Source organism: Citrobacter sp. Cpo142 (assembly GCF_030332425.1).
In the GTDB taxonomy this organism is placed as follows: Bacteria; Pseudomonadota; Gammaproteobacteria; order Enterobacterales; family Enterobacteriaceae; genus Citrobacter; species Citrobacter portucalensis.
This window is the reverse complement of record NZ_JAOWHW010000109.1, coordinates 222883-248596: the sequence shown is the minus strand read 5'-3', so window position 1 is coordinate 248596 and position 25714 is coordinate 222883. Positions and strand designations below refer to the sequence as shown.

Genomic DNA, 25714 nt, shown 5'->3' with positions numbered 1-25714 from the left:
TTGCTTTTTTAGCATAGACCAGCCTTTCACTTACGCAATGTTAGTGAGAATGAGGTCTTCATTTGATGTGAAAGATGACATTTCTCTGGGAAGGCTCTTATCTTCATCGTCGCTAATTTGAAATGCATATCTCTGACCAAAAGTACATAGTCTCAATTATTACGTCATGAGATTCTGTCTTTAGTAGCTTTCATTTAAAAATATAAAGCCGCACATCTGTGATTTTTAAGCAATGGTATGTAATCGTTCGTTATATACTGAACCAGGTGACTTCACTTACTTTCAGAAATACGATAATAAAATTGAGTACATATCGGACAATGCGAAACAAAAAAAGCAAAACCATCCTACGCTTCGCGCTCTTGCTACTATTTACCTCTACGCTGTCGAGCTGCACATTAACCCGTGTTTCCGACAGCACACTCGCCAAAGAGGTCGATGAGCTGAATGTTATTGGTCTGAGCCTGGAGGCAGCAAGGCAAAGAGCAACTGAAAAAGGTTTTGTGTGCAGCGAATACGGAAACGTGAACACGGTTGTAACCGAACAGGGTGAGCATCGATGGCTACAAACTGAGTGCAGCAAGAAAAGTGCAGAGCTGTTCTGCCCGCAAATGCGTTTTGTCGTTCTTAATGTCGAGCCCAGCACGAACACAGTCGTTGATGTCGGCAACTATATTAATCAACACACCTGTTTTTGAAGGCAACACCTGCATATTGCGCTAAACCTCGTATCGACTAAAGGACGCTATCTTGCTCATCAGAATCATCATCGCAATGATCGCATTTGCTGGAAATTCAGTGCTTTGCCGACTCGCATTGAAGGGTATGCATGCTGATGCTATCTCATTCAGCAGCATCAGATTGATAAGTGGCGCAATTGCCCTTTTTTTATTTATCGCGATAACATCTGACAGCAGAAAATTTGAGTTCAAGTGGTTAAATGCCCTGCTCCTTTGCATCTATGTTTTTTCATTCTCCATTGCCTATGTTTCTCTTAGCACCGGCGCGGGTGCCCTGCTGCTCTTTGGTACCGTTCAGCTCGTCATGACGGTATGGGGAATAGCCCAGGGAGAGAAACTCGTAATTTTAAAAATAACAGGAATACTCGGGGCATTGGCTGGAATAGCGATTTTGCTATTTCCTGGTGTGGAGCGTCCTTCCTTTTATGCCGCAATAATGATGGTTATTGCTGGGTTAGCCTGGGCTTTCTACAGTATCACAGGGAAGAAAATCACGGATGCTGCTGCCTCAACCGGGGGGAATTTCATCCTGGCAATCCCGGTCGCATTGATTATTCCTCTGTTCTTCCGCTCTCATCTTCATATTGATATATATGGATTAGTTCTGGGCGTGCTTTCTGGTGCAATTACATCGGGAGGTGCATATCTGCTCTGGTATTCATTGCTCCCCTTACTCCGGTCCACAACGGCCAGTACTATTCAACTCAGCGTACCTTGTCTGGCCACTCTCGGTGGGATCATATTTTTGGGCGAAACGCTCACCGTCAGAATCCTTCTCGCAAGCGTCATTATTTTGGCTGGAATTGGCTTAGTTATTTTCTCTGATATGAGAAAAGGAGCAAAATAGACTGATTAATTATCGGCAAAGACGATACAGGACATGTTGTGCCAATCGATGATCTGGCGGCAACGCGGGGTGCACAAACTCTTCTGTTTTATTCATACCAATTCGTATCATCAGATTCTCTGACGGCTTATTCAGCACAGAAGTAAATGAAACGACTTCATTTAGCGCCAGTACGTCAAAAGCAAATGCAAGACTCGCTTGCGCGGCTTCTAACGCCAGACCTTGGTGCCAGTATGCTTTAGCAAGGCGCCAGCCTATTTCGGTGCAGGGTGAAAAATGAAATTTATCAGGTTGTGGATGTAACCCCACACAGCCCACAAACTGGTGTGTTTCTTTTAGCTCTACGGCCCAAAATCCCCAGCCGCGTTCTGCAATACCTTCACTAAATCTATCGTCCAGGTTATCGCTTTCAGCTTTCTCTAGCGGCGCGGGGAAAAAGCGCATCACGTCAGAATCGGCATTGAGTGCAGCAAAAGGGGCCCGGTCTTTAGCCTCCCATTGTCGTAATATCAACCTTGATGTTTCCAGCATATTCCTGCCCTTATCATTCATTTTCATATAATCTTCTAAAATAAGTGGCTCATCGGCAAGGTCTTATACCGTCCTTTTCTGACTTTTCCTCTCATACTGGAGATTTATACATGGCCGACTGGAACCCTTCGCTTTATCTGCAATATGCAACTGAACGTTCAAGACCCGCAGCAGAATTACTCAGCCGTGTGGCGTTAGAAAATGTCCGCTCAGTTGTTGATCTTGGTTGTGGTCCGGGAAACAGTACGGCATTGCTGCATCAGCGCTGGCCTACGGCAAAGACAACAGGTGTCGATTCTTCACCTGCTATGCTGAATGAAGCGCGCAACGCATTACCTGACTGCCATTTTATCGAAGCGGATATTAGCCAGTTTCAGCCCGAGCATCCCGTGGATCTGCTTTATGCAAATGCGTCGTTACAGTGGGTGCCCGATCACTATGACTTATTCCCACATTTGGTCTCACAACTCGGTCACAACGGCGTTCTGGCCGTGCAAATGCCTGATAACTGGCTGGAGCCCACGCATGTGCTGATGCGCGAAGTGGCTTATGAAAAAGGTTATCCTGATCGGGGCCGAGCAGCGCTTCCTGGCGTTCACGCCTACTATGATATTTTGACCGAAGCGGGTTGTGATGTGGATATCTGGCGTACTACGTATTATCACATTATGGATTCGCATCAGGCGATTATCGACTGGGTAAGCTCAACGGGACTCCGCCCCTGGCTGCAGGATTTGAGCGAAAGCGAGCAACGTCATTACCTGGCGCGCTATCATGAACTGCTCCAGGAACAATATCCGTTGCAGGAAAACGGCAATATTTTGCTGGCATTTCCGCGGTTGTTTATTGTTGCCAGACGCAATAGTTAAGCGTTTATCATCAGACAGATCACAGGACTGGGCTACCGAGTATGCGCGCCCTCGCCTTTTTATCATAAGGATCTAGTGGCTATGTCAGGCATCTGCTAGTGTCTTGCCACATGTTTCTGACGGGAGTTGTTATGTCTAAAGTCTACATTGGTGGGTGTCTGTGTGGCTCGATCCGTTTCACAGCCAGCAGTCCTAATAATTCCCATACCTGCTCCTGCGATATATGCCGGAAACATACTGGTGCCCCGACCGTCGTCTGGATTGAGTTTGATGCAGAAAATGTAGAATGGACGGGAAAAGCCGGAAAACCGACAACCTGGCGCTCATCTGAAACCACCAGTCGGGCTTTTTGCCCTCAGTGCGGGAGTTCCGTGGGCGCCATCGATGACGCTCCGGTCATTGCGCTTTTAGCCGGCGCTTTTGACGATCCTAATGATGAAGATCTGGCGCCGGAGTTTCATTCGTTTTCTGATATGCGGCCAGCATGGTGGGAAACAGAACGAAACTAAGTTAGTTGGTAATGTTTATCCGGCATATGTTTTGCTGGCACATTGGTTTCATCGTTCATTTGCAGTAAATCGATTTCGATTGCATTGCAAATCGCATCCAGCGGCAGGTCATTGTTCTCAGTACCAAACGGATCTTCAAGCTCTTCCGCAAGCGCATCGAGCGAGATAAAAGTATAGGAAATAAGCACTGAAATAAACGGTGTCATGTAGTGAAGATCCACCACTAACGCGAATGGCAGCATGATACAAAACAGATAAACAGTGCGATGAAGGATCAAAGTATAAGCAAACGGCACTGGCGTATTCGCAATTCGCTCACAACCTGCCAATACTGCCGACATATCATTTAATCTGTTGTTTAAACTATGAAATAATATATCGGACAGCTGTCCATCACGTCTGCGTACGGCCAACCACTCCCCCATCAGCAACAAAATGCGGTTTGCTGGCGATTGTGCGGCAAATACCGTCTGCAGATCTTTCTCGCTGAGATATTTCGCCAACGGCTCTGCCTGTGGGTTTCGACGTAATGTCATGCGTAAACAGTGGGCAAATGCGATTTGCAGACGAACAAACTGTCCCAGTTCGGCGTCATCCGGTAAGGTGGTTTTCACCTCGCGAAGTAGTGATCGGGAAGCAATCATCAACTGCCCCCACAGGTGTCGGGCTTCGACATAACGTGAATAGCAGGCGTTATTGCGAAAACCTAAAAAGATAGCAATCGCCACGCCCAGAATACTGAACGGTGCCAGGGTAAATTTGATACCCAACATCGTATACCAGGGCAACATGATGATAACGGCGATGGAGAGCAGGAAGTTCAGCAGCAGTCGTGAAAATATTTTAGATAATACGGAACCATGCCAGACGAATATCAGGCGCAGCCAGTGTTGTTGGGGACGAACGATCATGGTTATCTTCGGGAAAATGTGAAATCCGTCACATTAGACGCGATAGCGATCAATGTTGCAAGTTAATCGCAACATTATCCCAACAACTTTTGTCCTGCTTAAAACGAAGTCGCACCTAAGTCACAGACCGGGTTTATTATTTAAACCACATAGTATGTTGTAACTAATGCATATCCAGAAAAAACCCGGCCTGAGCCGGGTTGTCGGTAGTCGCCTTAGCACAGTGGCTTAACGGCTTCACGCATACCTTTTGCCAGAATGGTATCCAGATCGGTAGAGACCTGTTCCACCAGTCCAGAAACCTGCGTCAGATCTTGTTCCCAGTGTTCTTTGACACCCAGTACAGATTTGACCAACGCTTCGGTACTTATCTGGCGATCGCGATGCTGGGACCACAGCTGTTGAAAACGTTCTATCCAATGCGCATCGTCCTGAACCGGATAAGACTCACCGTTGCGCTCTCCACGATAAAAAGCAATTAACGCGGCAAGCGCAAACGTCAAACGCGCCGGCAGTTTACCGCTGGTCTGTTGCCCTGCCAGCAGTTGCGGCAATATACGGGTGCGGAACTTGGTCATGCCATTCAGGGCAATAGACAGCAGCTGATGTTTTATATACGGGTTGCAGAATCGACCGGTTACCGCGCTGGCAAAAGAAGCTAACTCATCACGTGGCAAATCCAGTACCGGAATGATCTCTTCATAGATCGCTTTCTCCACGAAAGCACAAATCTCAGCGTCATTCATCGCCTCACCCACGGTGTCCAACCCTGCCTGCCAGGCAACAGGGACCAGCGCGGTGTGAGCACCGTTGAGAATCGCCACTTTGCGCTCTTTGTACGGTTTGATGTCATCCACGATCAGGACATTCAGCGGATGCTTATTCAGACGTAGTTCTGCTGCTAATGACTTCGGCCCCTGAATGACAAACAGATAGAAATGTTCTGCGGTATCGAGGAAAGCATCATGATAGCCCAGTTCAGCTTCGAGCTTAGCTACCTCATCACGCGGATAGCCAGTAACAATACGGTCCACCAGCGTGGAGCAAAATGCATTGGCCTGATCCAGCCACTGAATAAACGCTTCCGGCAGCGCCCATTCCTGAGCGTAGCGCAGAACCAGTTCACGCAGTGCATCACCGTTATAATCAATCAGTTCGCAAGGGATGATAATCCAGCCTTTATCCAATGCGCCGTTAAAATAGCTGAAGCGTTCGAACAGCAGACGCGTCAGTTTAGCCGGATAACTAACCGCTGGCGCGTCGTCAAACTTATCGCCCGCGTGGTAACTGATACCTGCTTCCGTGGTGTTAGAGAACACAAAACGCATATCAGGATTATGCGCCAGCTTCAGGAACTCATCGTATTCGCTATAGACGCTGATTTCACGGTTAACTGAACGAATTAGACGGGCATCACTGACGGCCTCGCCCTTCTCATTCAAACCACGAATGATAGTGGTATAGAGGCCATCCTGCGTACTCAGCGATGGCGGGAAGGAACTTTCGATAGGACGAACAATGACCACACCAGCGTTCAGATCGGTATGTTCGTTGAGCAGATCTACCTGCCAGTCTACAAAGGCGCGCAGGAAGTTTCCTTCACCAAACTGAATAATGCGTTCAGGATACTGAGCACCGGGGAAATCGCGACGATTTAGTGTTTGCACAATGGGTTCCCTTTATGATTAGTCATACAACCTGATTGAATTGGTCCAATAGGTTAGCAAACTTTAATACATTGAAACCCTGTTTTGATCAATCCCCGGCGACAAATTAGAGCGTTTTATAGAAAAGTGTGGTTCCGGTCAGTGTCCCATCGGGCATTTGGGCATAGTCAGGTATCACCCCTACCTTTTTCCACCCGCAATTGTGGTAGAACAACTCCGCACCACTGCCAGTCGCCGTATCAAGCACCAGCAGCGTTTTACCTTGTTGACGCGCGCAACTTTCCAGTTCGTTCATCAATTCACGGGCCAGGCCACCGCGTCGCGCTGAGGGGTGAACCAGCAGTTTGGCGACATCAGCACGATGAGGTTGATTTTCGGGTTGATCGATAATGAGTTGGACGGTACCGACAAGCACCCCCTGCGCATTCTGCATACCAAGAACGATCCGTTCTCCGCGAGAAACACTTTGCGCGACCTTCATCCAGAAAGGCTCTGATTTTTCGCGATTAAAGGGCAGCATAAAACTGATGGAGGCGCCGTCATTGACGCACTGTTCAAGAACATCGCTGAGCTCGTCGATTCGCGACAGAATCTGTGTCGCGCTCAGCACAAAGCAGGGTTTGCCGGAAGCCATGGTTTCTCCTTAGATTGACCCCTTCATACTGCTTTTAACAATTACACAACACAAGGGGGCATATTATAGGATAATGTTATCTATGGCTTATTCATTTGGAGCACTAACCAGTGGTAAATAATCGTGACAACGTAACGTTGCTGTTCATCGTTTAGCGCTACACCCTGAGGTATATCATGCCATTTCGCCAGACACCCTCGACAGCACGTCGCCGTAGCATGTTGAGCAATAAATACCGGGTGACCACGCATAGGCGTCTGTTTTCCATCATTGGCGGGAAACGCAGGTGCCAGTCGTTTAGCTATAAAATCCGCAGCATGTTGTTCGATAACTGGCGCCCCTTTATCCAGACAATACTGCCTTTCTTTCTGACCAAGACGAAACCGCGAGCGAAACGTTGATTTCGCCAGCCGGGCAAAAAGAGGATCGAGCGTTTTCATCAGTAAACCGAGCGCCCCAGCTGTTGTGTTAATTGTTCCAGCACGGCGATACCGGCCAGTGAATTTCCCGCCGGATCCAGTTCCGGACTCCAGACAGCAATCGCCATCTCGTGTGGCACGATCGCCACGATGCCGCCGCCGACGCCAGATTTCGCCGGAAGCCCAACCCGCCAGGCAAATTCCCCTGCGTTCTGATACATGCCGCTGGTCGCCATCAGCGCATTGATCTGCCGGGCCTGCATTGGTGTGACCACTGGCTCCGCAAGATGAAAGGCATGCCCTTGATTTGCCAAAAAGACAAAAGTCCGCGCCAGTTCCACACAGCTCATTTTCAGCGCGCAGTAGTGAAAATAGTTCTGCAAAACGGTGGGCACGTCATGGTGAAAATTGCCGAAGGATTTCATCAGCCAGGCAATAGCGGCGTTACGCGCCGAGTGCTCAAACTCCGATCGCGCGACCGTCGCATCATAGGCGATATCCGAAACGCCGCTTAATGCCCGCACCACTTCCAGCATCCGTTGACGAGGTGCGCTTAGACGCCCTTGCAGCATATCGCAAACCACCAGCGCCCCGGCATTAATAAAGGGGTTGCGAGGGATACCCTGCTCCATTTCCAGCTGCACCAGGGAGTTAAATGGATGACCGGAAGGATCTTTGCCGACGCGCTGCCAGATCTCCTCTTCCTGATAGTGACGCATCGCCACGACCAGACTGAGCACCTTTGAAATTGACTGAATAGAAAAACGTTCTTGCGCATCTCCCGCCTGATAGTGCTGCCCATCAACGGTACAGATAGCAATACCCAGTTTTGAACCGTCGACGGAGGCTAATGCCGGAATGTAATCAGCGACTTTACCCTGACCAATCAGCGGACGAACCTGCTGCACAATGGTCTCTAAAATTGAATTGTCCATGGCCCTGGCCACAACATGCTCCTTGCTCGCAGGTATGAAAGGCCTGCGAGTATAACAGAGCTGAATACGCAACGTCAGGCCGGAAGGCGGAATCTGGCCACGGCCTGCATAAGCTGGTTAGATTCATGGTGAAGCTGTAAGGAAGAATCAGATGCAGCATTCACCAGATCACTGGTTTGTCGGGCTTCGCCGTTCAGGACATGGAGCTGACGGGTTAACTGGTGAATACTGTTCCCCTGATTTAACGTTGCAGTCGAAATGTCGTTCAGTAACGCGCCGAGGTTTTCCACCAGTGCGATAACCTGCTGCAAATTCTTATCCAGTCCGTTAACCGCGTGAAAGCCCTCTTCAATGCCCTGTAACGAGTGTTTAATCAGTGTCTGAATGTTTTGCGTAGACTGACCGCTTTTTCGCGCCAGCAGCCCAACTTCTTTCGCAACCACGGCAAACCCGCGCCCTTGCTCCCCGGCATGTGCTGCCTCGATTGCGGCGTTGAGAGCCAGGATATTTGTCTGAAATGCAATGTTGTCGATAAGCGTTGTAATCCCTCGCATTTCAGACGAGCGAGTCACAATCGCCTGCATTGACGCATTTACCGTCGCCATCATTCGGTCTCCACCTGCCGCAATATCACGCGCCTGCACTGCGCGTTGATTCGCCAGTTCAGCAAAGCCACTGTTATCCTCAACATGCGTTTCCAGAACCGAAATATGCGATGTCACAGTGCTCAACTCTTCACTTTGTTTTGCCGACTGCTGGTATAGCTGTTTATTGTTCTGCGCAAGTTCGTTGATATTTCCTACCATTGCGGTGGTGGCATCATTCACCTGCCGTACCAGCGCGCAGAGTCCCTGCTGCATTGCAGCAATACGCGAACTTAATTGCGTCACTTCCCGATTAAACTGACTTACCTGCGGGGCTGGCCGGGAAAGATCACCCGCCGCTAAAATATCGATATGATCGATCAGCCGTCGCAGCGGCATAATCACCCAACGGAACATACTACGCCAGACCAGAAAGGCGATAACCACCAGTACCAGAGGAATAAACAAAAATAGATTCTGTAAACGCTCAAGACTGGTCAACAGCTGCTGACGCCCAGCTTCCGCATGTCGCCCACTGCCCTGCTGAAAGCGCGCGTAATTACCGTTAAAGTCTGTCTGAAAGGCCTGCACGGGTACGGCAAAAAATGCATCAATAGAACCTGACTGCATCAGCCCGTCCGCCTGCTCCTTAATACCGCTATAAAAACGCTGATAGCTCTCCGTTAGATCCGGATCCGACTGCGGCTTCATATCCCGCCAGGCCTCCCATGCACTTTTTGACTGCGCCAGCGTCCGATACGCCTCTTCCATTAACGGACGCCAACTCCCGTCCGATCCGGTGGCGGCATCCTGCATAAAATAAATCCCCGCACGGTTAAGTAAATCGCTGGCAGATAATAACGCCACCCGCGCTTCATCAACCTTTGCCTGCTGCAAAAGCGCGAGTTGATTACGCCCTTCATTCTGCTGTGCGTCACTGACTGAGGCCGAGAGCATCAAGGAGGACACGACCTGCAAAACAGAGAACAGCGCAATAATGCAAAAAATGCCCGTTAACAGACCGAACTGACGGGGTATTAGACGATGGGAAATTTGCGTTATGTTCATATTACTCTTCTGTATCAAAGCGTTAGTCGCGAGTGTACGGAGAGTAAATGACAGAAAAATTGCAGAAATAAGACAGGTGCCCCCAGCGGAGGCACCCACACCATCAAAGGCGGTTTTTCCAGACGGTCTGCACGTTACAAAACTCATGCAGGCCAAAGTGCGAAAGTTCGCGGCCAAAGCCACTTTTCTTCACACCACCAAACGCAACGCGAGCATCGCTGGCGCTGTAACCATTGATAAATACGCCACCACACTCCAGGCGTGACGCCATCTTCTGCGCCAGCGCTTCATCCGCAGTAAACACCGTGGCGGATAAGCCGAAATCACTGTCATTCGCCAGCGCTAAGGCATGTTCAGCATTCTTCGCCACGGTAATTGCCGCAACCGGACCAAACAGCTCCTGGCGGAACGCCGTCATTTCCGGAGTGACATCGCCCAGTACCGTCACGGCATAGTAATTGCCCTGACCCGCAATTTTTTCCCCGCCGAGCAGTAACCGTGCCCCTTCGGCAAGGGTGGCTTCTACCTGCTGGTGTAGCTCATCACGCAGATCAAATCGCGCCATCGGCCCCAGATCGTTTTCTTCGTTTAGCGGATCGCCCATTTTGAGCGCACTCGCAGCGGCCACAAAGCGTGAAGTAAATTCTGCCGCAATCCCTTCTTCGATAATAAAGCGCTTGGCTGCCGCACAAACCTGCCCTGTGTTCTGATAACGCCCAGCGACCGCCGCCTTAACGGCCAGATCGAGGTCAGCATCATTGAGGACAATAAACGGATCGGAGCCGCCCAGTTCAAGCACACATTTTTTCAGCGCGGCACCCGCCTGGGCGCCAATCGCCGCACCGGCACGTACGCTTCCCGTTACCGTTATCGCCGCGATACGCGGGTCATTGATCATCTGACTGACCCCGGCGTTATCGGCATTCACCCAACCGTAAACCCCCGCGGGTACACCCGCATCAGCGAAAACCTGCGCAATAATTGCAGCACAGCCGGTTACGTTAGGCGCATGCTTTAACAGATAGCCATTTCCGGCCAACAGAATCGGGACGGCACCTCGCATTACCTGCCAGAGCGGGAAGTTCCACGGCATGATCGCCAGAATGGTTCCTAGCGGACGATACTCAATCACCGCCTGGTTATTCTCCACCAGCGTGGGTTCCGGATTGAGCATCGTCGGTCCATGCTCGGCGTACCAGTCACACAATGCAGCTGACTTGGCGACTTCAGCACGCGCCTGCTTAATGGGTTTACCCATTTCACGTGAGATACACTCCGCCATCTCTTCCGCACGATGGCGCAGAGCTTGCCCGATCTGGCGCAGCGTTTGCGCACGGTGCTCAACGGAAGTATGTTTCCATTCGTTATAGCCATTCGCGGCAAGGTTCAGCGCATGATCAATCTCTTCCGCGCTGGCCCACGGCGTTGCCGTCAGCCTTTCACCGCTGGCAGGGTCAATGGAAATCGCATGTGTTGCTGCTGTGATAGTCATAAGTGCCTCTCTTTATCGCAGGGTATGGTTATATCATGAGCATATTTACTCTTTCTGAAAAATGAATAATATTAACCATACCATTCACGAATAGAGAATATTATGGATCTGACGCAGTTGGAAATGTTCAATGCCGTCGCGGAGACTGGCAGTATTACGCAGGCCGCCGCGAAGGTGCATCGCGTGCCATCCAATCTCACCACCCGTATACGTCAGCTTGAAGCCGACCTGGGTGTTGATCTGTTTATTCGTGAAAACCAGCGCCTGCGGCTTTCCCCATCCGGGCACAACTTTTTGCGCTACAGCCAGCGGATCCTGGCACTGGTTGAGGAAGCCAGGATGGTCGTCGCCGGGGATGAGCCGCAAGGATTCTTCTCTCTCGGCTCGCTTGAAAGTACAGCAGCAGTTCGCATCCCCGCCACGCTGGCTGAATATAACCAGCGTTACCCCAAAATTCAGTTCGCGCTGGCGACAGGTCCTTCAGGCACAATGCTGGACGGCGTGCTCGACGGTACATTGAACGCTGCCTTTGTCGATGGTCCAATTACCCATCCGGGACTTGAAGGAATGCCGGTCTACCGTGAAGAGATGATGATTGTCACGCCTAACGGTCATCCCCCCATTAAGCGGGCCAGTGACGTCAACGGTTGCAGTATTTACGCCTTTCGCGCCAACTGTTCCTATCGCCGCCATTTTGAAAGCTGGTTTCATGCCGATCGCGCCATGCCCGGCACCATTCATGAAATGGAGTCATATCACGGCATGCTGGCCTGCGTCATTGCCGGCGCGGGTATCGCATTGATCCCGCGTTCGATGCTGGAGAGCATGCCAGGGCATCATCAGGTCAACGCCTGGCCGCTAAGCGAGAACTGGCGCTGGCTGAATACATGGCTGGTCTGGCGCAGAGGTGCAATGACACGTCAGCTGGAAGCGTTTATTGAGGTGTTGAACCCTCAGTTATCACAGAGCCCGGAGTAACTGGCGCTCCTCAAAGAACATGAATACCTGTAAATCCGGGTGAAGTCATACGCCCGGAATTTCATTATTATTGAAATACTTAAAAATACGAGGAATGTTCGGCAGCAAATTGTGGCGCCCTGCCAATGAAATGAGATCCGCATCACAAAATGATTGTATTTTCGCCAGCAAACGTTTTAAGATCGTGGCCTTACCTTTTCGCAGCTAATCCTCTTATTTGATATGACAACAGACACTGTTTCCCGCAAGGTCGCGTGGCTACGGGTAGTTACGCTTGCCATTGCCGGTTTTATTTTCAATACCACAGAGTTTGTCCCTGTCGGCTTGCTGTCCGACATCGCACAAAGCTTCAATATGCAGACTGCTCAGGTCGGGATCATGCTGACGATCTACGCCTGGGTTGTCGCCCTGATGTCGCTCCCTTTTATGTTACTTACCAGTCAGGTGGAGCGCCGAAAACTGCTGATCTGTCTGTTTGTTGTGTTTATCGCCAGTCATATTCTCTCTTTCCTGGCATGGAATTTTACCGTGCTGGTAATTAGCCGTATTGGTATTGCCTTTGCGCACGCTATTTTCTGGTCGATCACCGCATCGCTGGCGATCCGCCTGGCTCCTGCCGGTAAACGTGCACAGGCTCTCAGCCTGATTGCCACCGGCACCGCGCTGGCTATGGTATTGGGTCTGCCCATCGGGCGCATTGTCGGTCAGTATTTTGGCTGGCGCACCACCTTCTTCGCCATCGGCATGGGGGCGTTAGTTACCCTGCTTTGCCTGATTAAGCTCCTGCCCAAACTACCCAGTGAGCACTCCGGCTCTTTAAAAAGCCTGCCGGTGTTATTCCATCGTCCGGCATTGATGAGTCTGTATCTACTGACGGTGATTGTGGTCACCGCACATTACACGGCCTACAGCTATATCGAGCCGTTTGTGCAGACCGTCGCGGGTCTGAGCGCAAACTTTGCTACCGTGCTGTTGCTGGTTCTGGGTGGCGCGGGAATTGTCGGTAGCGTCATTTTCGGTAAGCTGGGGAATCTGCATGCTTCCGTACTGATTAGCAGTGCCATTGCCCTGTTGACGGTATGCCTGGTGTTGTTACTTCCCGCTGCTGACAGCGAAATGCACCTTGCTATCCTGAGTATTTTCTGGGGCGTCGCCATCATGCTGATAGGTCTGGGCATGCAGGTGAAAGTGCTGGCGCTTGCTCCTGATGCGACTGACGTCGCAATGGCACTGTTCTCAGGCATCTTTAATATCGGTATTGGCGCTGGCGCGCTGGTAGGCAATCAGGTGAGTTTGCAGTGGTCAATGTCTACGATTGGTTACGTCGGCGCAGTGCCTGCCGTGGTGGCGTTGATATGGTCGGTGATTATCTTTCGTAAATGGCCGGTATCGCTGGAAGAACAGCCTCAGCATTCGTAAAAAATGTGCCCGGTAGACATTACCGATTACCGGGCACAGTGTTCTAAGCGTAGGTTTTAATAATTTCCAGCACGCCGTTAATAATAAACTGCACGCCCATACACACCAGCAGGAAGCCCATCAAACGAGAAATCGCTTCTATACCACCTTTGCCGACGAGGCGCATGATCCCCCCGGAACTGCGCAAACAGCCCCACAGGATAATCCCGACAACCGCAAAAATAATCGGCGGCGCGATCATGATCACCCAGTCCGGAAATTCGGAGCCATGGCGCACGGTTGACGCGGAACTGATGATCATCGCAATCGTCCCCGGACCGGCAGTGCTTGGCATAGCCAGAGGTACAAAGGCGATATTGGCAGTCGGCTCGTCTTCCAGCTCTTCTGACTTGCTTCTCGCTTCCGGAGAATCATGTGCCTTCTGCTGCGGAAACAGCATCCGGAAGCCGATAAACGCAACGATTAACCCACCCGCAATACGGAGTCCGGGAATCGAAATCCCGAAGGTATTCATCACCAGTTGCCCGGCATAGTACGCCACCATCATGATGGCAAACACGTAAACAGATGCCATGAGTGACTGACGGTTACGCTCTGCGCTGTTCATGTTGCCCGCGAGGCCAAGGAACAACGCCACGGTGGTTAACGGGTTTGCCAACGGTAACAGGACTACCAGCCCCAGCCCTATTGCTTTAAACAAGTCCATCATAATGTCATCTTTCCTGTGCGTTAATCGTCAACGGCAAGTATACGGTGAAATCCAGAAGATAAGCCATTTTCGCGATGTAAGGATTCATTTTTCATCTACGCGTATAAACCATAATTATCAGATCGTTAAATTTCCACACGCCAGGTATTGAGTCTGATGATTTAGCAAAACGTGGCATTTGCTGATTCATTCGTTTGACTTATATTTGCCTAAGCAATAATATCAGCCGTGACTAACTACTTGCCAGGGCAACCATTGTGAAAAACACCAGTGATCTGTTTAACGAAATCATCCCACTGGGTCGTTTGATCTATATGGTTAATCAGAAAAAAGATCGTTTGTTAAACGACTATTTGTCACCGCTGGATATCACGGCATCGCAGTTCAAGGTGCTCTGCTCCATCCGTTGCGCGGTGTGCATCACCCCTGTCGAATTGAAAAAAGTGCTGTCTGTCGACCTTGGCGCCCTGACGCGGATGCTGGACAGACTGGCCTGTAAAGGCTGGATAGAAAGGCTTCCGAATCCACATGATAAGCGTGGCGTGCTGGTGAAACTCACCGAGCATGGCGCAGCAATTTGCGAGCAGTGTCATCAATTAGTAGGGCAAGACCTGCACCAGGAACTAACAAAAAACTTAACGGCGGATGAAGTAGCCACACTTGAGCACTTGCTTAAGAGAATCCTGCCGTAAACAGAAAGAGGTATGACGATGTCCAGACGCAATACTGACACAATCACTATTCATAGCATTTTGGACTGGATCGAAAATAACCTTGAATCGCCGCTCTCACTGGAAAAAGTGTCAGAGCGTTCAGGTTACTCCAAATGGCACCTGCAACGGATGTTTAAAAAAGAAACCGGTCATTCACTGGGTCAATACATTCGCAGCCGTAAAATGACTGAAATAGCGCAAAAACTAAAAGAAAGTAACGAACCTATTCTTTATCTGGCAGAGCGTTACGGTTTTGAGTCTCAGCAGACGCTGACCCGGACATTCAAAAACTATTTTGATGTTCCGCCGCATAAATACCGTATGACGAATATGCACGGCGAATCACGCTATTTGCTCCCACTTAATCAATGTAATTGCTAAACGCCAGTTAACGACGTAACCGAGGAAATCATGAAACTTCTGTCTTATGCAATGCTGGCCCTACTGTTTGTTGTTTCGGGCCAGAGCATGGCGGAACAGACCGCGCAACCTGCCACCCAGAACAGTCGCGACGCGATGATTATGCCCCCTGCGAACGATCAGTCCCCGTTCGATTTTAATCATATGGGTGCAGGCAGCGACAAGTCCGACGAATTAGGTGTGCCATATTACAATATGCGCAACCTGTAATTATATTGCCCCGCCACTGCGGGGCTTTTTTTAGCCCCTCACCGACGCAACCTTACGCAACCGAAAGCCAAACACATTGATATACAACCCAGCCATGATCAGTAGCGCACCGAGCAGTTGCAATCCGGTCAGCGTTTCATCCAGCAGCACAACCGCACTCGCCAGTCCAACGACCGGCACCAACAGCGACAGCGGCGCTACACGCCAGGTCTCATAGCGTCCGAGTAACGAACCCCAGATACCATAACCCACGATGGTCGCCACAAACGCCAGATAAACCAGTGACAGAATGGTGGTCATATCTATCGCCACCAGACTTTGGGTAATTTGCGCTGGACCATCGAGAATTAATGAAGCAAGGAAGAACGGAGCAATAGGGATTAACGCGCTCCATACCACCAACGACATAACGGCCGGGCGCGAGGTATGCTGCATGATTTTTTTGTTAAAGATATTGCCACAGGCCCAGCTTAGCGCCGCCGCCAACGTCAGCATAAAACCGAGCATGCCAACATGCTGCCCGTTCAGACTGGCCTCAATCAGCACCAGCACGCCAAATACCGCCAGCGCAATGCCTACCAGCTGTTTACCCTGCAGACGTTCGCCAAAGGCGAATGCCCCCAGAATGATGGTGAAAAACGCCTGAGCCTGTAATACCAGAGAAGCTAACCCGGCAGGCATACCGAATTTGATAGCGCTAAAGAGAAACGCAAACTGCCCAAAACTGATGGTCAGCCCATAGCCGAGCAACAGCGAAAGTGGGATTTTCGGCCTGGCAACAAAGAGTATTGCCGGGAACGCCACCAGTAAAAAACGCAGCCCTGCCAGCATTAAAGGGGGCATATTATGCAGCCCCACTTTGATGACCACAAAGTTCAGTCCCCAAACCACAACGACCAGTAACGCCAATAACCCGTCTTTACGCGACATACCACCGCCCCTGCAAATATTAAATTTTTGTAAACAAGTTAAAGTAACGGAAATCGTTGTGCCGTAACAGATCATTATTTCAGGTAGGCCACGCAAGGCATTTTCGGACAACTTATTGAGTGTACATCACAGTTTTAGCATGCTATTTGTTTCTTATATCTAAAAAAAACATAACAACATGCATTGTCGGGCAGGAAAATGAATATCTCTCTGAGAAGGTCCACTCTCGCGTTACTCGCGTCATCTTTGTTATTAACAATTGGCCGTGGCGCCACTCTGCCATTCATGACGATTTACCTCAGTCGTCAGTATGGCCTGGGTGTCGATCTGATCGGTTATGCAATGACAGTAGCACTGACTATTGGCGTCGTTTTCAGTCTTGGATTCGGCATCCTGGCCGATAAATTTGAAAAAAAACGCTTTATGCTGCTGGCAATTTGTGGCTTTGCGTCCGGCTTTATTGCGATCCCACTGGTGCATAACGTGGTGGTCGTGGTTTTGCTCTTTGCTCTGATCAACTGTGCCTACTCCGTCTTCGCCACGGTGCTGAAGGCCTGGTTTGCCGATAATCTGTCTGCTACCAACAAGACTAAAATTTTCTCGCTTAACTATACCGTGCTGAATATTGGCTGGACCGTTGGTCCACCGCTGGGCACGCTGCTGGTGATGCAAAGCATTAACCTGCCATTCTGGCTGGCTGCCGCCTGTTCAGCATTGCCACTGGTGTTTATCCAGACCTGGGTAAAACGTTCAACAGCACCATCAGAAGGTTTAAACGCCGCGGTGTGGTCCCCTTCGGTACTCCTGCGCGACCGGGCATTATTCTGGTTTACGTTATCGGCCTTTCTGGCATCGTTTGTTGGCGGTGCTTTTGCGTCCTGTATTTCGCAATACGTTATGGTGGTCGCCGATGGCGATTTTGCCGAGAAAGTCGTGGCGGTGGTCCTGCCCGTGAACGCCGCCATCGTAGTATCACTGCAATACGCACTTGGTCGCAGGCTCACCGCCACGAATATCCGCCCGTTAATGACAATGGGTACAGTCTTCTTTGTCGTTGGCCTGATCGGTTTCGCCTTTTCCGGCAACAGTCTGTTGTTATGGGGAATTTCTGCTGCCTTTTTCACTATCGGCGAAGTCATTTACGCGCCGGGCGAATATATGCTTATCGACAACATCGCGCCAGCAGGCATGAAAGCCAGCTATTTTTCCGCCCAGTCGTTGGGCTGGCTTGGCGCAGCGGTTAACCCATTAGTCAGCGGCGTCATTTTAACCACATTGCCGCCATGGTCGCTGTTTGTCGCGCTGATAGTGGCGATCGTTCTTGCCTGGACGCTCATGATAAAAGGCATGCGCGCCAAGCCCTGGGGGCAGACGGCAGTCTGCTGATGAGTATAGCGACAGAGCCGAAACCGCTCTGTCGCATACCTCAGATAGCAACCAGTCCCCGTACGCCCTCGGCCTCCATATTTTTACCGTCGCCGCGTTGAATAATGCTGCCCCGCGACATCAGCAGGTATTTGTCGGCTAGCTGCTGCGCAAAATCATAGAACTGCTCCACCAGCAAAATGGCCATATCACCCCGGTGCGCCAGTTGAGAAATAACCTGACTAATCTCTTTAATTACCGAAGGCTGAATCCCTTCGGTGGGCTCATCGAGGATCAACAGCTGTGGGCGACTTGCCAGCGCTCGCCCAATCGCCAGTTGCTGCTGTTGCCCGCCGGACAAATCTCCGCCTCGCCGATGCTTCATCTCCTGTAAAACCGGAAAGAGCGCGTAAATATCATCTGGCACATGCCGGGCCTCCGGTGCTGAAAAACGGGAAAGACCGAGCAGCAGATTCTCTTCTACCGTCAAACGCGGAAAAATATCACGCCCCTGTGGGACATACGCCACACCGGCCCTGACCCGCTGATGCGGCTTCCAGTGAGTGACATTTTTATCCTGCCAGAGCACGCTTCCGCTACGGGCCGGAATAATCCCCATCAGACACTTTAGTAGTGTTGTTTTCCCCACGCCGTTACGCCCCAGCAGGCATGTCACCTCGCCGATACGCGCTTCAAAGCTCACCCCGCGCAGAATATGGCTGCCACCATAATATTGATTCAGTTCTTTCACCTGCAGCATATGAACTCCTTAACGCCCGAGATAGACTTCAATAACCTGCTCGTTGGCCTGCACATCGCGAAGGCTCCCCTGAGCGAGGACACGTCCCTGATGTAATACTGTGACGCGATCGGCAATAGTTTCAACAAATCCCATATCGTGCTCAACAACCATCAGAGAGTGCTTACCGGCAAGCTGGCGAAACAGCTCCGCCGTGTATTCCGTTTCCGCATCCGTCATCCCCGCCGCGGGTTCATCCAGTAGCAGTAAATGCGGCTCCTGCACCAGCAGCATGCCAATTTCGAGAAACTGTTTTTGCCCATGCGAAAGCAGTCCGGCGCGGCGGGCCCGCTCATTACCCAGCCGCAACAGCGCCAGTACTTCATCAATATGATCCCGTTGTTCGCCTGAGAGTCGTGCCCGTAGAGAACCCCAGACAGATTTATCATTTTTCAGCGCCAACTCCAGGTTCTCCTCCACCGTTAATGCTTCAAATACCGTGGGCTTCTGAAATTTCCGTCCAATCCCCTGACGCGCGATGGCGATGGGATCCAGCGTTGTTAAATCGGTCGACTGGTCGTATATCGCACGACCACTTTGCGGTCTGGTTTTACCGGTTATGACATCCATTAACGTCGTCTTCCCGGCGCCGTTGGGGCCAATAATACAGCGCAGTTCCCCGACGCCAATATTGAGCGAGAGATCCGTTAACGCCTGGAATCCGTCGAAATTAACGTTAATTTTTTCCAGTTGGAGTACCGGGTCCGTTTGTTCGCGAAACCGATCGCCCGGCATCTGGCGTGTAAAAAGTCCTTCATCCGGCTGCATTATTTGTCTCCTTTGCGAAACAGGCCAATCACACCACTAGGTAAAAAAAGCGTAACGCCAATAAAGATCAGGCCAAGAAACAGCTGCCAGTATTCCGGCATAATGACGGTAAACAGGCTTTTAGCACCGTTCACCAGTACTGCGCCAAATACCGGGCCGATCAGGGTTCCACGTCCGCCCAGAGCAACCCAAATCGCCGCTTCAATCGAGTTGGTCGGCGACATTTCGCTGGGGTTGATAATCCCTACCTGCGGGACATAAAGCGCCCCGGCCAGGCCGCACAGTACAGCTGAAAGCGTCCACACCAGTAACTTGAAACCTTTCGGATCGTAACCACAGAACATCAGACGGTTCTCGGCATCGCGCACGGCGGTCAGAATACGACCAAACTTACTGCGGGCCAGCGCAAGTCCCAGCCATATTGCCAGCACCAGCAGCATAACCGTCGCCAGAAACAGCGCGATCCTGGTGGACGTCGCGGTCACCGGAAATCCCAGAATGGTGGTAAAACCGGTAAAGCCGTTATTTCCACCAAAGCCGGTTTCATTGCGGAAAAACAGCAACATTCCGGCGAAAGTCAGGGCCTGGGTCATGATGGAGAAATAGACACCTTTGATTTTTGAACGGAAGGCAAACCAACCAAATACCAGCGCCAGCAGGCCCGGCACCAGAACAACCAGCAGCATCGCCCAGAGAAAATGTTGCGTCCCCCACCAAAACCAGGGCAGCTCGCTCCACGACAGGAATGACATAAAGGCCGGTAATCCTTCGCCGGAAGCCTGCCGCATCAGGTACATTCCCATCGCATAGCCCCCCAGCGCGAAGAAGATACCGTGTCCCAGCGAGAGCATTCCGGCATAGCCCCACACCAGATCCAGCGCAACGGCCACAATGGCATAGCAGAGAATTTTCCCGGCCAGCGTCAACGTCCACACCGATATGGCCAGCGGATGCTCCGCAGGTAACAGCGCAAGAAACGGCAGAATAATCAACGCCAGCAGTAAGCCCAGACCCAGCACGCGTGTTGCACGCGGCGCTTTACGCGCCAGCGTTATTGTCATTGGCATCGTCATCAGTCAATAACCCTCCCTTTCAGCGCGAACAGTCCCTGAGGTCGTTTCTGAATAAACAGAATGATCAGCACCAGGATCATGATTTTGCCGAGAACCGCCCCCACCTGAGGCTCCAGAATTTTATTGAAGATCCCCAGCCCAAATGCCGCAGCCACGCTCCCGGCAAGCTGTCCAACGCCGCCCAGTACCACCACCAAAAACGAATCGATAATGTAGCTTTGCCCCAGCTCCGGTCCTACGTTACCTAGTTGCGAGAGCGCCACGCCTCCCAGACCGGCAATTCCTGAACCAAGGCCAAAGGCCAGCATATCGACTCGTCCGGTGGGTACGCCGCAGCAGGCCGCCATATTGCGATTTTGCGTCACGGCACGCACGCGCAGCCCGAGGCGCGTTTTATTCAACAGCAGCCAGGTGAAGAACAGCACCAGCATGGCAAAGCCAAGCACCACTATTCGGTTCCATGGCAATATCAGATTGGCATAAACCTGAATACCGCCGGAAAGCCATGCCGGATTGGCGACTTCCAGGTTTTGCGCACCGAAAGTCATTCGCACCAACTGGATGAGCATCAGGCTGATCCCCCAGGTCGCCAGTAGCGTTTCAAGCGGACGGCCATATAAATGGCGTATCACCCCTCGCTCGAGCAGCATTCCTACTGCCGCAGTCAGCAAAAAGGCGACCGGAAGTGCAATAACCGGATACCAGGCTAACCCGTGCGGGAAAAACTGCCCCATCAACTGTTGCACCATCCAGGTACAGTACGCCCCGAGCATTAACATCTCGCCATGCGCCATATTGATTACGCCGAGCAATCCATAGGTTATCGCCAGACCCAATGCCGCCAGCAGCAAAATAGAACCCAGTGACAGTCCCATGAAAGCCTGCCCTAGAAGATCCCCAACCTTCATGCGATGCGAGATGGAATTCAGACTTTCGTCAGCGGCAGCACGCACTCGGGCATCGGGTTCATGTTCAGCCCGGGTGAATGGCTGCAGGCGCGCCTGAGTTTCAGGATCATTTGACGCCCCTAATAGTTCGATTGCCTGAAGCCTGACCTCCGGCGAGGTGCTACTCAGTTGCAGATTTGCCAGTGCAATAGCGAGTGCGGATTTCACATCACCATCTGACTCCTGAGCCAGTCGTTGTTGTAAAAACGGCAGCATGCCCGGCTGCGCCTCACGCTGTAATGCACGAGCTGCCTCCCCCCTTACCGTGACACTGTCACTTAAAAGCTGATGGACAGCCAACGCTCCGGCTACCAAATTACGCAGGCGGTTAGTCAGGCGAGTTTTTTTTAGCTCGCCGTTTGGGGCTGTCGCTGTTCCTAACGGCTGTACGTGCGAGCCGTTCATGATGAAGGCATTTTTCGTGTTATCGGTCAGCAGGTTCTCATCTCGCAGCGCGCTGAGCAGCGGGATGCGCTGAACGTCGGGATTCACCGCCCATTGTTCAAGCAAGGCGGCCTGCTGAGCACGGTTGGCGGCGGTAAAGGAATCAGCATCTGCGGCCTGGGCTATCCACGGCAAAAACCACATCAGCAACAACACACCACGAATCAAGCGCATAGCTTTCATGAGCGTTCTCCAAAGCATTACCCTCCCGCAGGAGGGCGTTAGATCAGTTGCTGGCGGTTTTCACAGGCTGTTCAGATTTTTTATCATTACCAGCGATGTACGGACTCCACGGCTGGGCGCGGACCGGCTCATCGGTTTGCCACACCACGTTAAACTGGCCGTTGCCTTCAATCTCGCCAATCATGACGGGTTTATGCAGGTGATGGTTGGTCGCATCCATGGTCAGGGTAAAACCTGATGGTGCAGCGAAGGATTGCCCCGCCATAGCAGCACGAACTTTATCCACATCGGTAGTTCCGGCTTTTTCTACCGCCTGCGCCCACATGTGCAGGCCAACATATGTGGCTTCCATTGGGTCGTTCGTCACTACCGAATCAGCATTCGGTAATTTGTGCGCTTTGGCATACGCCCGGTAATCCGCGACAAACTTCTTGTTGGCCGCATTATCGACAGACTCAAAGTAGTTCCAGGCGGCAAGGTTGCCCACCAGCGGTTTGGTATCAATACCGCGTAGCTCCTCCTCACCCACGGAAAAAGCCACCACCGGCACATCGGTGGCTTTCAGCCCCTGATTCGCTAACTCTTTATAGAACGGTACGTTAGAATCCCCATTGATGGTTGATACCACCGCCGTTTTTCCCCCTGCGGCGAATTTTTTAATACTAGAGACAATGGTCTGGTAATCGCTATGTCCGAATGGGGTGTACACCTCTTCGATATCTTTATCGGCGACCCCTTTTGAGTGCAAAAAGGCGCGTAAAATTTTGTTGGTCGTGCGCGGATAAACATAATCCGTGCCCAGCAGGAAGAAGCGTTTCGCGCTGCCGCCGTCCTCACTCATCAGATACTCAACCGCAGGGATCGCCTGCTGGTTGGGGGCTGCGCCGGTATAGAAGACGTTAGGCGACATCTCCTCACCTTCATATTGCACCGGGTAAAACAGCAGACCATTCAACTCTTCAAATACCGGTAAAACTGATTTACGCGAAACCGATGTCCAGCAGCCGAAAACTGCCGCCACCTTGTCCTGACTCAGCAGTTGTCTTGCTTTTTCAGCAAATAACGGCCAGTTCGAGGCCGGGTCAACCACCACCGGTTCCAGCTTTTTACCCAACACACCGCCCTGAGCATTTATTTCATCGATGGTCATCAACGCCACATCTTTTAGCGGCGTTTCGGATATGGCCATCGTGCCGGATAACGAATGCATGATGCCAACCTTAATGGTGTCGGCTGCCTGAACGCTAAAACTCACGCCCATTGCAACAACAGAGGCAGAAAGTGCAAAAGCTTTTAAAAATGTACGACGCTGCATAGTTTCACTCCTGAAATTAGACTTGCTGAAAGCTCCGGTGCAGCCGGGCAGACAAAACGGTGCAAATTAAGGGTGTTCAGAAGTGATAAGGCAAAAACGATGCCAGATATTAAAACCTCATATAAAATCAATAAATTAGCATCCCGCACACAAAAATCAGTATTACATTTTCCCTCCAAAAGGATTAATCACACGAAAAAATGAACCACCATGAGACAACTCTGCATTATAAACGTGCAACAATCTGTGTCAGCATCACACCGTCATAACAGCGTCTCAGGGTTTAAAAACAAGGTTATTTGTGCGCAGATAAATGTGTCTCGTCACTATTATTTATTTTATTCGACGTGATCATGTCAAAAATTTACTTTTCAGTCGAAATAATCACACAGTTCAGCCTTTGTTTAAGATTGAATTGCTACTATAGTCATAAGCGAGGTGAACTTAAGGTAAGAGAGGAAACTCACAGATAAAGGAGCATTTACTATGCTGGGTAATATGAATATTTTTATGGCTGTTCTGGGAATTATTTTATTTTCCGGTTTTCTGGCCGCGTATTTTAGCCACAGATGGGATGATTGATGAACGGAGATAGTCCTGCACCGACCCGGCCCCTTGTTGCGTAGCTGCACAAGGGGCCATTTTTTTACCTGAATCGCGCTCGCTGTGCCTTTATCCTGATTTACAGATAAAAAAAACCGCCGGATATACCAGCGGTAAATGCTTGCATGGATAGATTTGTGTTTTGCTTTTATACGCTATCTGGCAATTCCCTGCGAAGATAACGGATAGTCAGCTAACCTATCATCGACAACCCCAATGAAAGTTAAACGAAACGCAACTACCTCAAAACGTTTTTCGAAAACTCACGCACTGAGGGGATACGAGATTCCGTCATTGGTGTCCACCAACGCGATCCGCTCATTTTCATCCATAAACATGCAGCGATTCCTGCCAGTCTGTTTCCCCTGATACATCGCCCTGTCGGCCCGACCAAGCGCGGTATCCAGCGTTTCACCCTGTTGAACCCGGGTTATGCCTGCCGTCACCGTGATACCGATCTCTCCATCAGCGTAGGGAATTTTTTTCTGACCAATCAGACGACAAAGTCGCAAACCCGCCAGGCATGCCTGCTCGTCCGTTTTTGTTCTGATGATGATAATGAACTCTTCTCCACCGTAGCGGTACGCCGCCTCATCATATCGCGTCCATGACAATAAATTTGATGCCAGAGCGCGCAATACCACGTCACCGACCAGATGACCGTATGTATCGTTAACGTATTTAAAACGATCGATATCCAACAACAATATATAGAGATTAAGCGGTTCGGCGTCGAGCAACTGCCGATCAAAAGACTCATCGAGCATTCTTCTGCCAGGTAAACCTGTTAATACATCGATATTACTGCGGATACTCAATAAATATATTTTGTAGTCCATTACAGATGAGGTAAATGCCAGAAGCGCGTCCTGGAAACTGTCGAAATGCCATGAATGGCTACGTTTCTCCACTATAGCCAATAGCAACTCCTTGCCTAATAAATGCATCTTTTCGTGAGTGGCACTTATCTTGCTCACGTAACTACAATCATCCTCATTGTACCGCGATTGATTATTAAGCCACAGTCCAAATCGACAAACAAAATGCGAGTTTTCACCCATAATATCAGGCTGTGTTACATCTGAAGACACCACGCAGCGGAACATCTTTACCAGCCATTTGTAGTGGGCATCAATGGACTTGTTCAACTCAATCAAAATTGTATCTATTTCCTTCGTATTTCTCATCATCACGTTCTCTCTCCCTGTTCGAGCGTTTCTGATGGAATTATCTTAACGATAAAAAAGAAAATTTATGTAAATTTTTTAATAGTAATTAATAAGCCGCGATTAACAATAGCATTGCGCTATGCCACTGGTCGCGGCATAGCGTACATCACTCAGTTCATACCAGACTCAAATTGAACACGGCCATTGAGCCTTTTATTTTCGCGGATAGATAAAAACCGCTAAGAAAGCTGATGTGTATGCTTTAAGCTTTTTATAGCTATCTTTTTCCGATTAGAGACCTAAATTGCAAGGTTATTTCTTAGGTAATATAAAAACCGGGCGTTACACCCGGTTGGGAATGCACGAAACGATAGTGAGCAGTAAGCCGGATAAGGCGTTTACGCCGCCATCCGGCAATCTGTTACAAGCAGCCGGATGGCGCTTCGCTTATCCGGCCTACAGC

General features: G+C 50.5%; 27 protein-coding genes. 11 read left to right on the top strand and 16 right to left on the bottom strand.

Going from position 1 to position 25714, the window contains the following annotated elements:
* Positions 1-320: 320 nt before the first annotated feature.
* Entirely contained in the window at positions 321-698 is a 378-nt protein-coding gene (locus OGY18_RS07920; protein ID WP_003832962.1) for a hypothetical protein, read from the top strand.
* A 52-nt stretch (positions 699-750) separates the two neighbouring features.
* Positions 751-1587, top strand: coding sequence for a DMT family transporter (locus tag OGY18_RS07915; RefSeq protein WP_003832960.1), 837 nt, complete (start codon positions 751-753; stop codon positions 1585-1587).
* Between the two features lie 9 nt (positions 1588-1596).
* Here OGY18_RS07915 and OGY18_RS07910 read toward each other — a convergent pair whose 3' ends face one another.
* A complete protein-coding gene (locus OGY18_RS07910) occupies positions 1597-2118 on the bottom strand; it encodes a GNAT family N-acetyltransferase (RefSeq protein ID WP_286552702.1) in 522 nt (173 codons plus the stop codon).
* Positions 2119-2228: 110 nt separating this feature from the next.
* On the opposite strand from OGY18_RS07910, the gene tam reads away from it, so the two are divergent.
* Together tam and OGY18_RS07900 are read left to right on the top strand one after the other, a co-directional pair.
* Positions 2229-2987, top strand: coding sequence for a trans-aconitate 2-methyltransferase (gene tam / locus OGY18_RS07905; RefSeq protein ID WP_286547320.1), 759 nt, complete (start codon positions 2229-2231; stop codon positions 2985-2987).
* Between the two features lie 131 nt (positions 2988-3118).
* On the top strand, positions 3119-3496 hold the full coding sequence (locus OGY18_RS07900) for a GFA family protein (RefSeq protein WP_003832953.1): 378 nt from the start codon (positions 3119-3121) through the stop codon (positions 3494-3496).
* Here the strand turns inward: OGY18_RS07900 and OGY18_RS07895 are convergent.
* The 7 genes from OGY18_RS07895 to sad form a co-directional block, all read right to left on the bottom strand.
* Complete coding sequence (locus OGY18_RS07895; protein ID WP_032943428.1) at positions 3493-4407, bottom strand: bestrophin family protein; 915 nt, start codon at positions 4405-4407, stop codon at positions 3493-3495. The genes OGY18_RS07900 and OGY18_RS07895 overlap by 4 nt on opposite strands.
* 215 nt (positions 4408-4622) lie before the next feature.
* Positions 4623-6074, bottom strand: a complete 1452-nt coding sequence (locus OGY18_RS07890) for a tagaturonate reductase (protein ID WP_286552495.1) — start codon at positions 6072-6074, stop codon at positions 4623-4625.
* Positions 6075-6180: 106 nt separating this feature from the next.
* On the bottom strand, positions 6181-6708 hold the full coding sequence (locus OGY18_RS07885; protein ID WP_149384269.1) for a GNAT family N-acetyltransferase: 528 nt from the start codon (positions 6706-6708) through the stop codon (positions 6181-6183).
* An 80-nt stretch (positions 6709-6788) separates the two neighbouring features.
* Positions 6789-7148, bottom strand: a complete 360-nt coding sequence (locus OGY18_RS07880; protein WP_126318118.1) for a DUF4186 domain-containing protein — start codon at positions 7146-7148, stop codon at positions 6789-6791.
* Positions 7148-8074 carry a glutaminase B gene (gene glsB / locus OGY18_RS07875; protein ID WP_003832944.1) on the bottom strand — a complete coding sequence of 309 codons (927 nt, stop codon included), beginning with the start codon at positions 8072-8074 and terminating at the stop codon, positions 7148-7150. The genes OGY18_RS07880 and glsB overlap by 1 nt, the downstream gene beginning before the upstream one ends.
* A gap of 62 nt (positions 8075-8136) precedes the next feature.
* Entirely contained in the window at positions 8137-9714 is a 1578-nt protein-coding gene (locus tag OGY18_RS07870) for a methyl-accepting chemotaxis protein (protein WP_149384271.1), read from the bottom strand.
* 103 nt (positions 9715-9817) lie between these two features.
* Positions 9818-11206 (bottom strand): succinate-semialdehyde dehydrogenase, encoded by a 1389-nt coding sequence (sad, locus tag OGY18_RS07865; RefSeq protein WP_191236281.1) that lies wholly within the window; start codon positions 11204-11206, stop codon positions 9818-9820.
* Between the two features lie 102 nt (positions 11207-11308).
* Here sad and ptrR point away from each other — a divergent pair, with 102 nt between their 5' ends.
* On the top strand, positions 11309-12184 hold the full coding sequence (gene ptrR, locus OGY18_RS07860; RefSeq protein ID WP_286552492.1) for a putrescine utilization regulator PtrR: 876 nt from the start codon (positions 11309-11311) through the stop codon (positions 12182-12184).
* 222 nt (positions 12185-12406) lie between these two features.
* Positions 12407-13603: a sugar transporter gene (locus tag OGY18_RS07855; RefSeq protein WP_284969117.1), complete on the top strand. Its 1197-nt coding sequence runs from the start codon at positions 12407-12409 to the stop codon at positions 13601-13603.
* 43 nt (positions 13604-13646) lie between these two features.
* On the opposite strand, the gene OGY18_RS07850 is transcribed toward OGY18_RS07855, so the two are convergent.
* Positions 13647-14312: a MarC family NAAT transporter gene (locus OGY18_RS07850; protein WP_063941584.1), complete on the bottom strand. Its 666-nt coding sequence runs from the start codon at positions 14310-14312 to the stop codon at positions 13647-13649.
* 257 nt (positions 14313-14569) lie between these two features.
* On the opposite strand from OGY18_RS07850, the gene marR reads away from it, so the two are divergent.
* From marR to marB, 3 genes are read left to right on the top strand one after another with little or no spacing between them, the layout of a single operon-like run.
* The gene (gene marR, locus OGY18_RS07845; protein ID WP_003832935.1) at positions 14570-15004 is read left to right on the top strand and encodes a multiple antibiotic resistance transcriptional regulator MarR; all 435 of its coding nucleotides are present in this window, start codon (positions 14570-14572) and stop codon (positions 15002-15004) included.
* 18 nt (positions 15005-15022) lie between these two features.
* Positions 15023-15406 carry an MDR efflux pump AcrAB transcriptional activator MarA gene (gene marA / locus OGY18_RS07840; RefSeq protein ID WP_003032424.1) on the top strand — a complete coding sequence of 128 codons (384 nt, stop codon included), beginning with the start codon at positions 15023-15025 and terminating at the stop codon, positions 15404-15406.
* A 30-nt stretch (positions 15407-15436) separates the two neighbouring features.
* Positions 15437-15655, top strand: coding sequence for a multiple antibiotic resistance protein MarB (gene marB, locus OGY18_RS07835; protein WP_191236280.1), 219 nt, complete (start codon positions 15437-15439; stop codon positions 15653-15655).
* 30 nt (positions 15656-15685) lie between these two features.
* Here the strand turns inward: marB and eamA are convergent, their stop codons facing one another.
* Positions 15686-16585 carry an O-acetylserine/cysteine exporter gene (gene eamA / locus OGY18_RS07830; RefSeq protein WP_126957165.1) on the bottom strand — a complete coding sequence of 300 codons (900 nt, stop codon included), beginning with the start codon at positions 16583-16585 and terminating at the stop codon, positions 15686-15688.
* Between the two features lie 198 nt (positions 16586-16783).
* Between eamA and ydeE the strand changes: the two genes are divergently transcribed.
* Positions 16784-17971, top strand: coding sequence for an efflux MFS transporter YdeE (gene ydeE, locus OGY18_RS07825; RefSeq protein WP_149384276.1), 1188 nt, complete (start codon positions 16784-16786; stop codon positions 17969-17971).
* Positions 17972-18011: 40 nt separating this feature from the next.
* Here the strand turns inward: ydeE and urtE are convergent, their stop codons facing one another.
* The 5 genes from urtE to urtA are packed head-to-tail and all read right to left on the bottom strand — an operon-like array spanning position 18012 to position 23479.
* Positions 18012-18710 carry an urea ABC transporter ATP-binding subunit UrtE gene (gene urtE, locus OGY18_RS07820; RefSeq protein ID WP_003832931.1) on the bottom strand — a complete coding sequence of 233 codons (699 nt, stop codon included), beginning with the start codon at positions 18708-18710 and terminating at the stop codon, positions 18012-18014.
* Positions 18711-18719: 9 nt separating this feature from the next.
* On the bottom strand, positions 18720-19517 hold the full coding sequence (gene urtD / locus OGY18_RS07815) for an urea ABC transporter ATP-binding protein UrtD (protein ID WP_286552490.1): 798 nt from the start codon (positions 19515-19517) through the stop codon (positions 18720-18722).
* Positions 19517-20590 (bottom strand): urea ABC transporter permease subunit UrtC, encoded by a 1074-nt coding sequence (urtC, locus tag OGY18_RS07810; RefSeq protein WP_003832929.1) that lies wholly within the window; start codon positions 20588-20590, stop codon positions 19517-19519. Before urtC ends, urtD begins: the two co-directional genes overlap by 1 nt.
* Positions 20590-22164 (bottom strand): urea ABC transporter permease subunit UrtB, encoded by a 1575-nt coding sequence (gene urtB / locus OGY18_RS07805; protein ID WP_286552488.1) that lies wholly within the window; start codon positions 22162-22164, stop codon positions 20590-20592. The genes urtC and urtB overlap by 1 nt, the downstream gene beginning before the upstream one ends.
* Positions 22165-22207: 43 nt before the next feature.
* On the bottom strand, positions 22208-23479 hold the full coding sequence (gene urtA, locus OGY18_RS07800) for an urea ABC transporter substrate-binding protein (protein WP_148361994.1): 1272 nt from the start codon (positions 23477-23479) through the stop codon (positions 22208-22210).
* A gap of 486 nt (positions 23480-23965) precedes the next feature.
* Between urtA and mgtS the strand changes: the two genes are divergently transcribed.
* On the top strand, positions 23966-24061 hold the full coding sequence (gene mgtS, locus OGY18_RS07795) for a protein MgtS (RefSeq protein ID WP_003032406.1): 96 nt from the start codon (positions 23966-23968) through the stop codon (positions 24059-24061).
* Positions 24062-24345: 284 nt separating this feature from the next.
* Here the strand turns inward: mgtS and OGY18_RS07790 are convergent, their stop codons facing one another.
* Positions 24346-25272 carry a diguanylate cyclase gene (locus tag OGY18_RS07790; RefSeq protein WP_148362674.1) on the bottom strand — a complete coding sequence of 309 codons (927 nt, stop codon included), beginning with the start codon at positions 25270-25272 and terminating at the stop codon, positions 24346-24348.
* Between the last annotated feature and the right edge of the window lie 442 nt (positions 25273-25714).

Coding starts and splice junctions, on each gene's coding strand:
- OGY18_RS07920 (WP_003832962.1), top strand. CDS start 321: ATGCGAAACAAAAAAAGCAAAACCATCCTACGCTTCGCGCTCTTGCTA.
- OGY18_RS07910 (WP_286552702.1), bottom strand. CDS start 2,118: ATGCTGGAAACATCAAGGTTGATATTACGACAATGGGAGGCTAAAGAC.
- tam (WP_286547320.1), top strand. CDS start 2,229: ATGGCCGACTGGAACCCTTCGCTTTATCTGCAATATGCAACTGAACGT.
- OGY18_RS07900 (WP_003832953.1), top strand. CDS start 3,119: ATGTCTAAAGTCTACATTGGTGGGTGTCTGTGTGGCTCGATCCGTTTC.
- OGY18_RS07895 (WP_032943428.1), bottom strand. CDS start 4,407: ATGATCGTTCGTCCCCAACAACACTGGCTGCGCCTGATATTCGTCTGG.
- OGY18_RS07885 (WP_149384269.1), bottom strand. CDS start 6,708: ATGGCTTCCGGCAAACCCTGCTTTGTGCTGAGCGCGACACAGATTCTG.
- OGY18_RS07880 (WP_126318118.1), bottom strand. CDS start 7,148: ATGAAAACGCTCGATCCTCTTTTTGCCCGGCTGGCGAAATCAACGTTT.
- OGY18_RS07870 (WP_149384271.1), bottom strand. CDS start 9,714: ATGAACATAACGCAAATTTCCCATCGTCTAATACCCCGTCAGTTCGGT.
- sad (WP_191236281.1), bottom strand. CDS start 11,206: ATGACTATCACAGCAGCAACACATGCGATTTCCATTGACCCTGCCAGC.
- ptrR (WP_286552492.1), top strand. CDS start 11,309: ATGGATCTGACGCAGTTGGAAATGTTCAATGCCGTCGCGGAGACTGGC.
- OGY18_RS07855 (WP_284969117.1), top strand. CDS start 12,407: ATGACAACAGACACTGTTTCCCGCAAGGTCGCGTGGCTACGGGTAGTT.
- OGY18_RS07850 (WP_063941584.1), bottom strand. CDS start 14,312: ATGATGGACTTGTTTAAAGCAATAGGGCTGGGGCTGGTAGTCCTGTTA.
- marA (WP_003032424.1), top strand. CDS start 15,023: ATGTCCAGACGCAATACTGACACAATCACTATTCATAGCATTTTGGAC.
- marB (WP_191236280.1), top strand. CDS start 15,437: ATGAAACTTCTGTCTTATGCAATGCTGGCCCTACTGTTTGTTGTTTCG.
- eamA (WP_126957165.1), bottom strand. CDS start 16,585: ATGTCGCGTAAAGACGGGTTATTGGCGTTACTGGTCGTTGTGGTTTGG.
- ydeE (WP_149384276.1), top strand. CDS start 16,784: ATGAATATCTCTCTGAGAAGGTCCACTCTCGCGTTACTCGCGTCATCT.
- urtE (WP_003832931.1), bottom strand. CDS start 18,710: ATGCTGCAGGTGAAAGAACTGAATCAATATTATGGTGGCAGCCATATT.
- urtD (WP_286552490.1), bottom strand. CDS start 19,517: ATGCAGCCGGATGAAGGACTTTTTACACGCCAGATGCCGGGCGATCGG.
- urtC (WP_003832929.1), bottom strand. CDS start 20,590: ATGACGATGCCAATGACAATAACGCTGGCGCGTAAAGCGCCGCGTGCA.
- urtB (WP_286552488.1), bottom strand. CDS start 22,164: ATGAAAGCTATGCGCTTGATTCGTGGTGTGTTGTTGCTGATGTGGTTT.
- urtA (WP_148361994.1), bottom strand. CDS start 23,479: ATGCAGCGTCGTACATTTTTAAAAGCTTTTGCACTTTCTGCCTCTGTT.
- mgtS (WP_003032406.1), top strand. CDS start 23,966: ATGCTGGGTAATATGAATATTTTTATGGCTGTTCTGGGAATTATTTTA.
- OGY18_RS07790 (WP_148362674.1), bottom strand. CDS start 25,272: ATGATGAGAAATACGAAGGAAATAGATACAATTTTGATTGAGTTGAAC.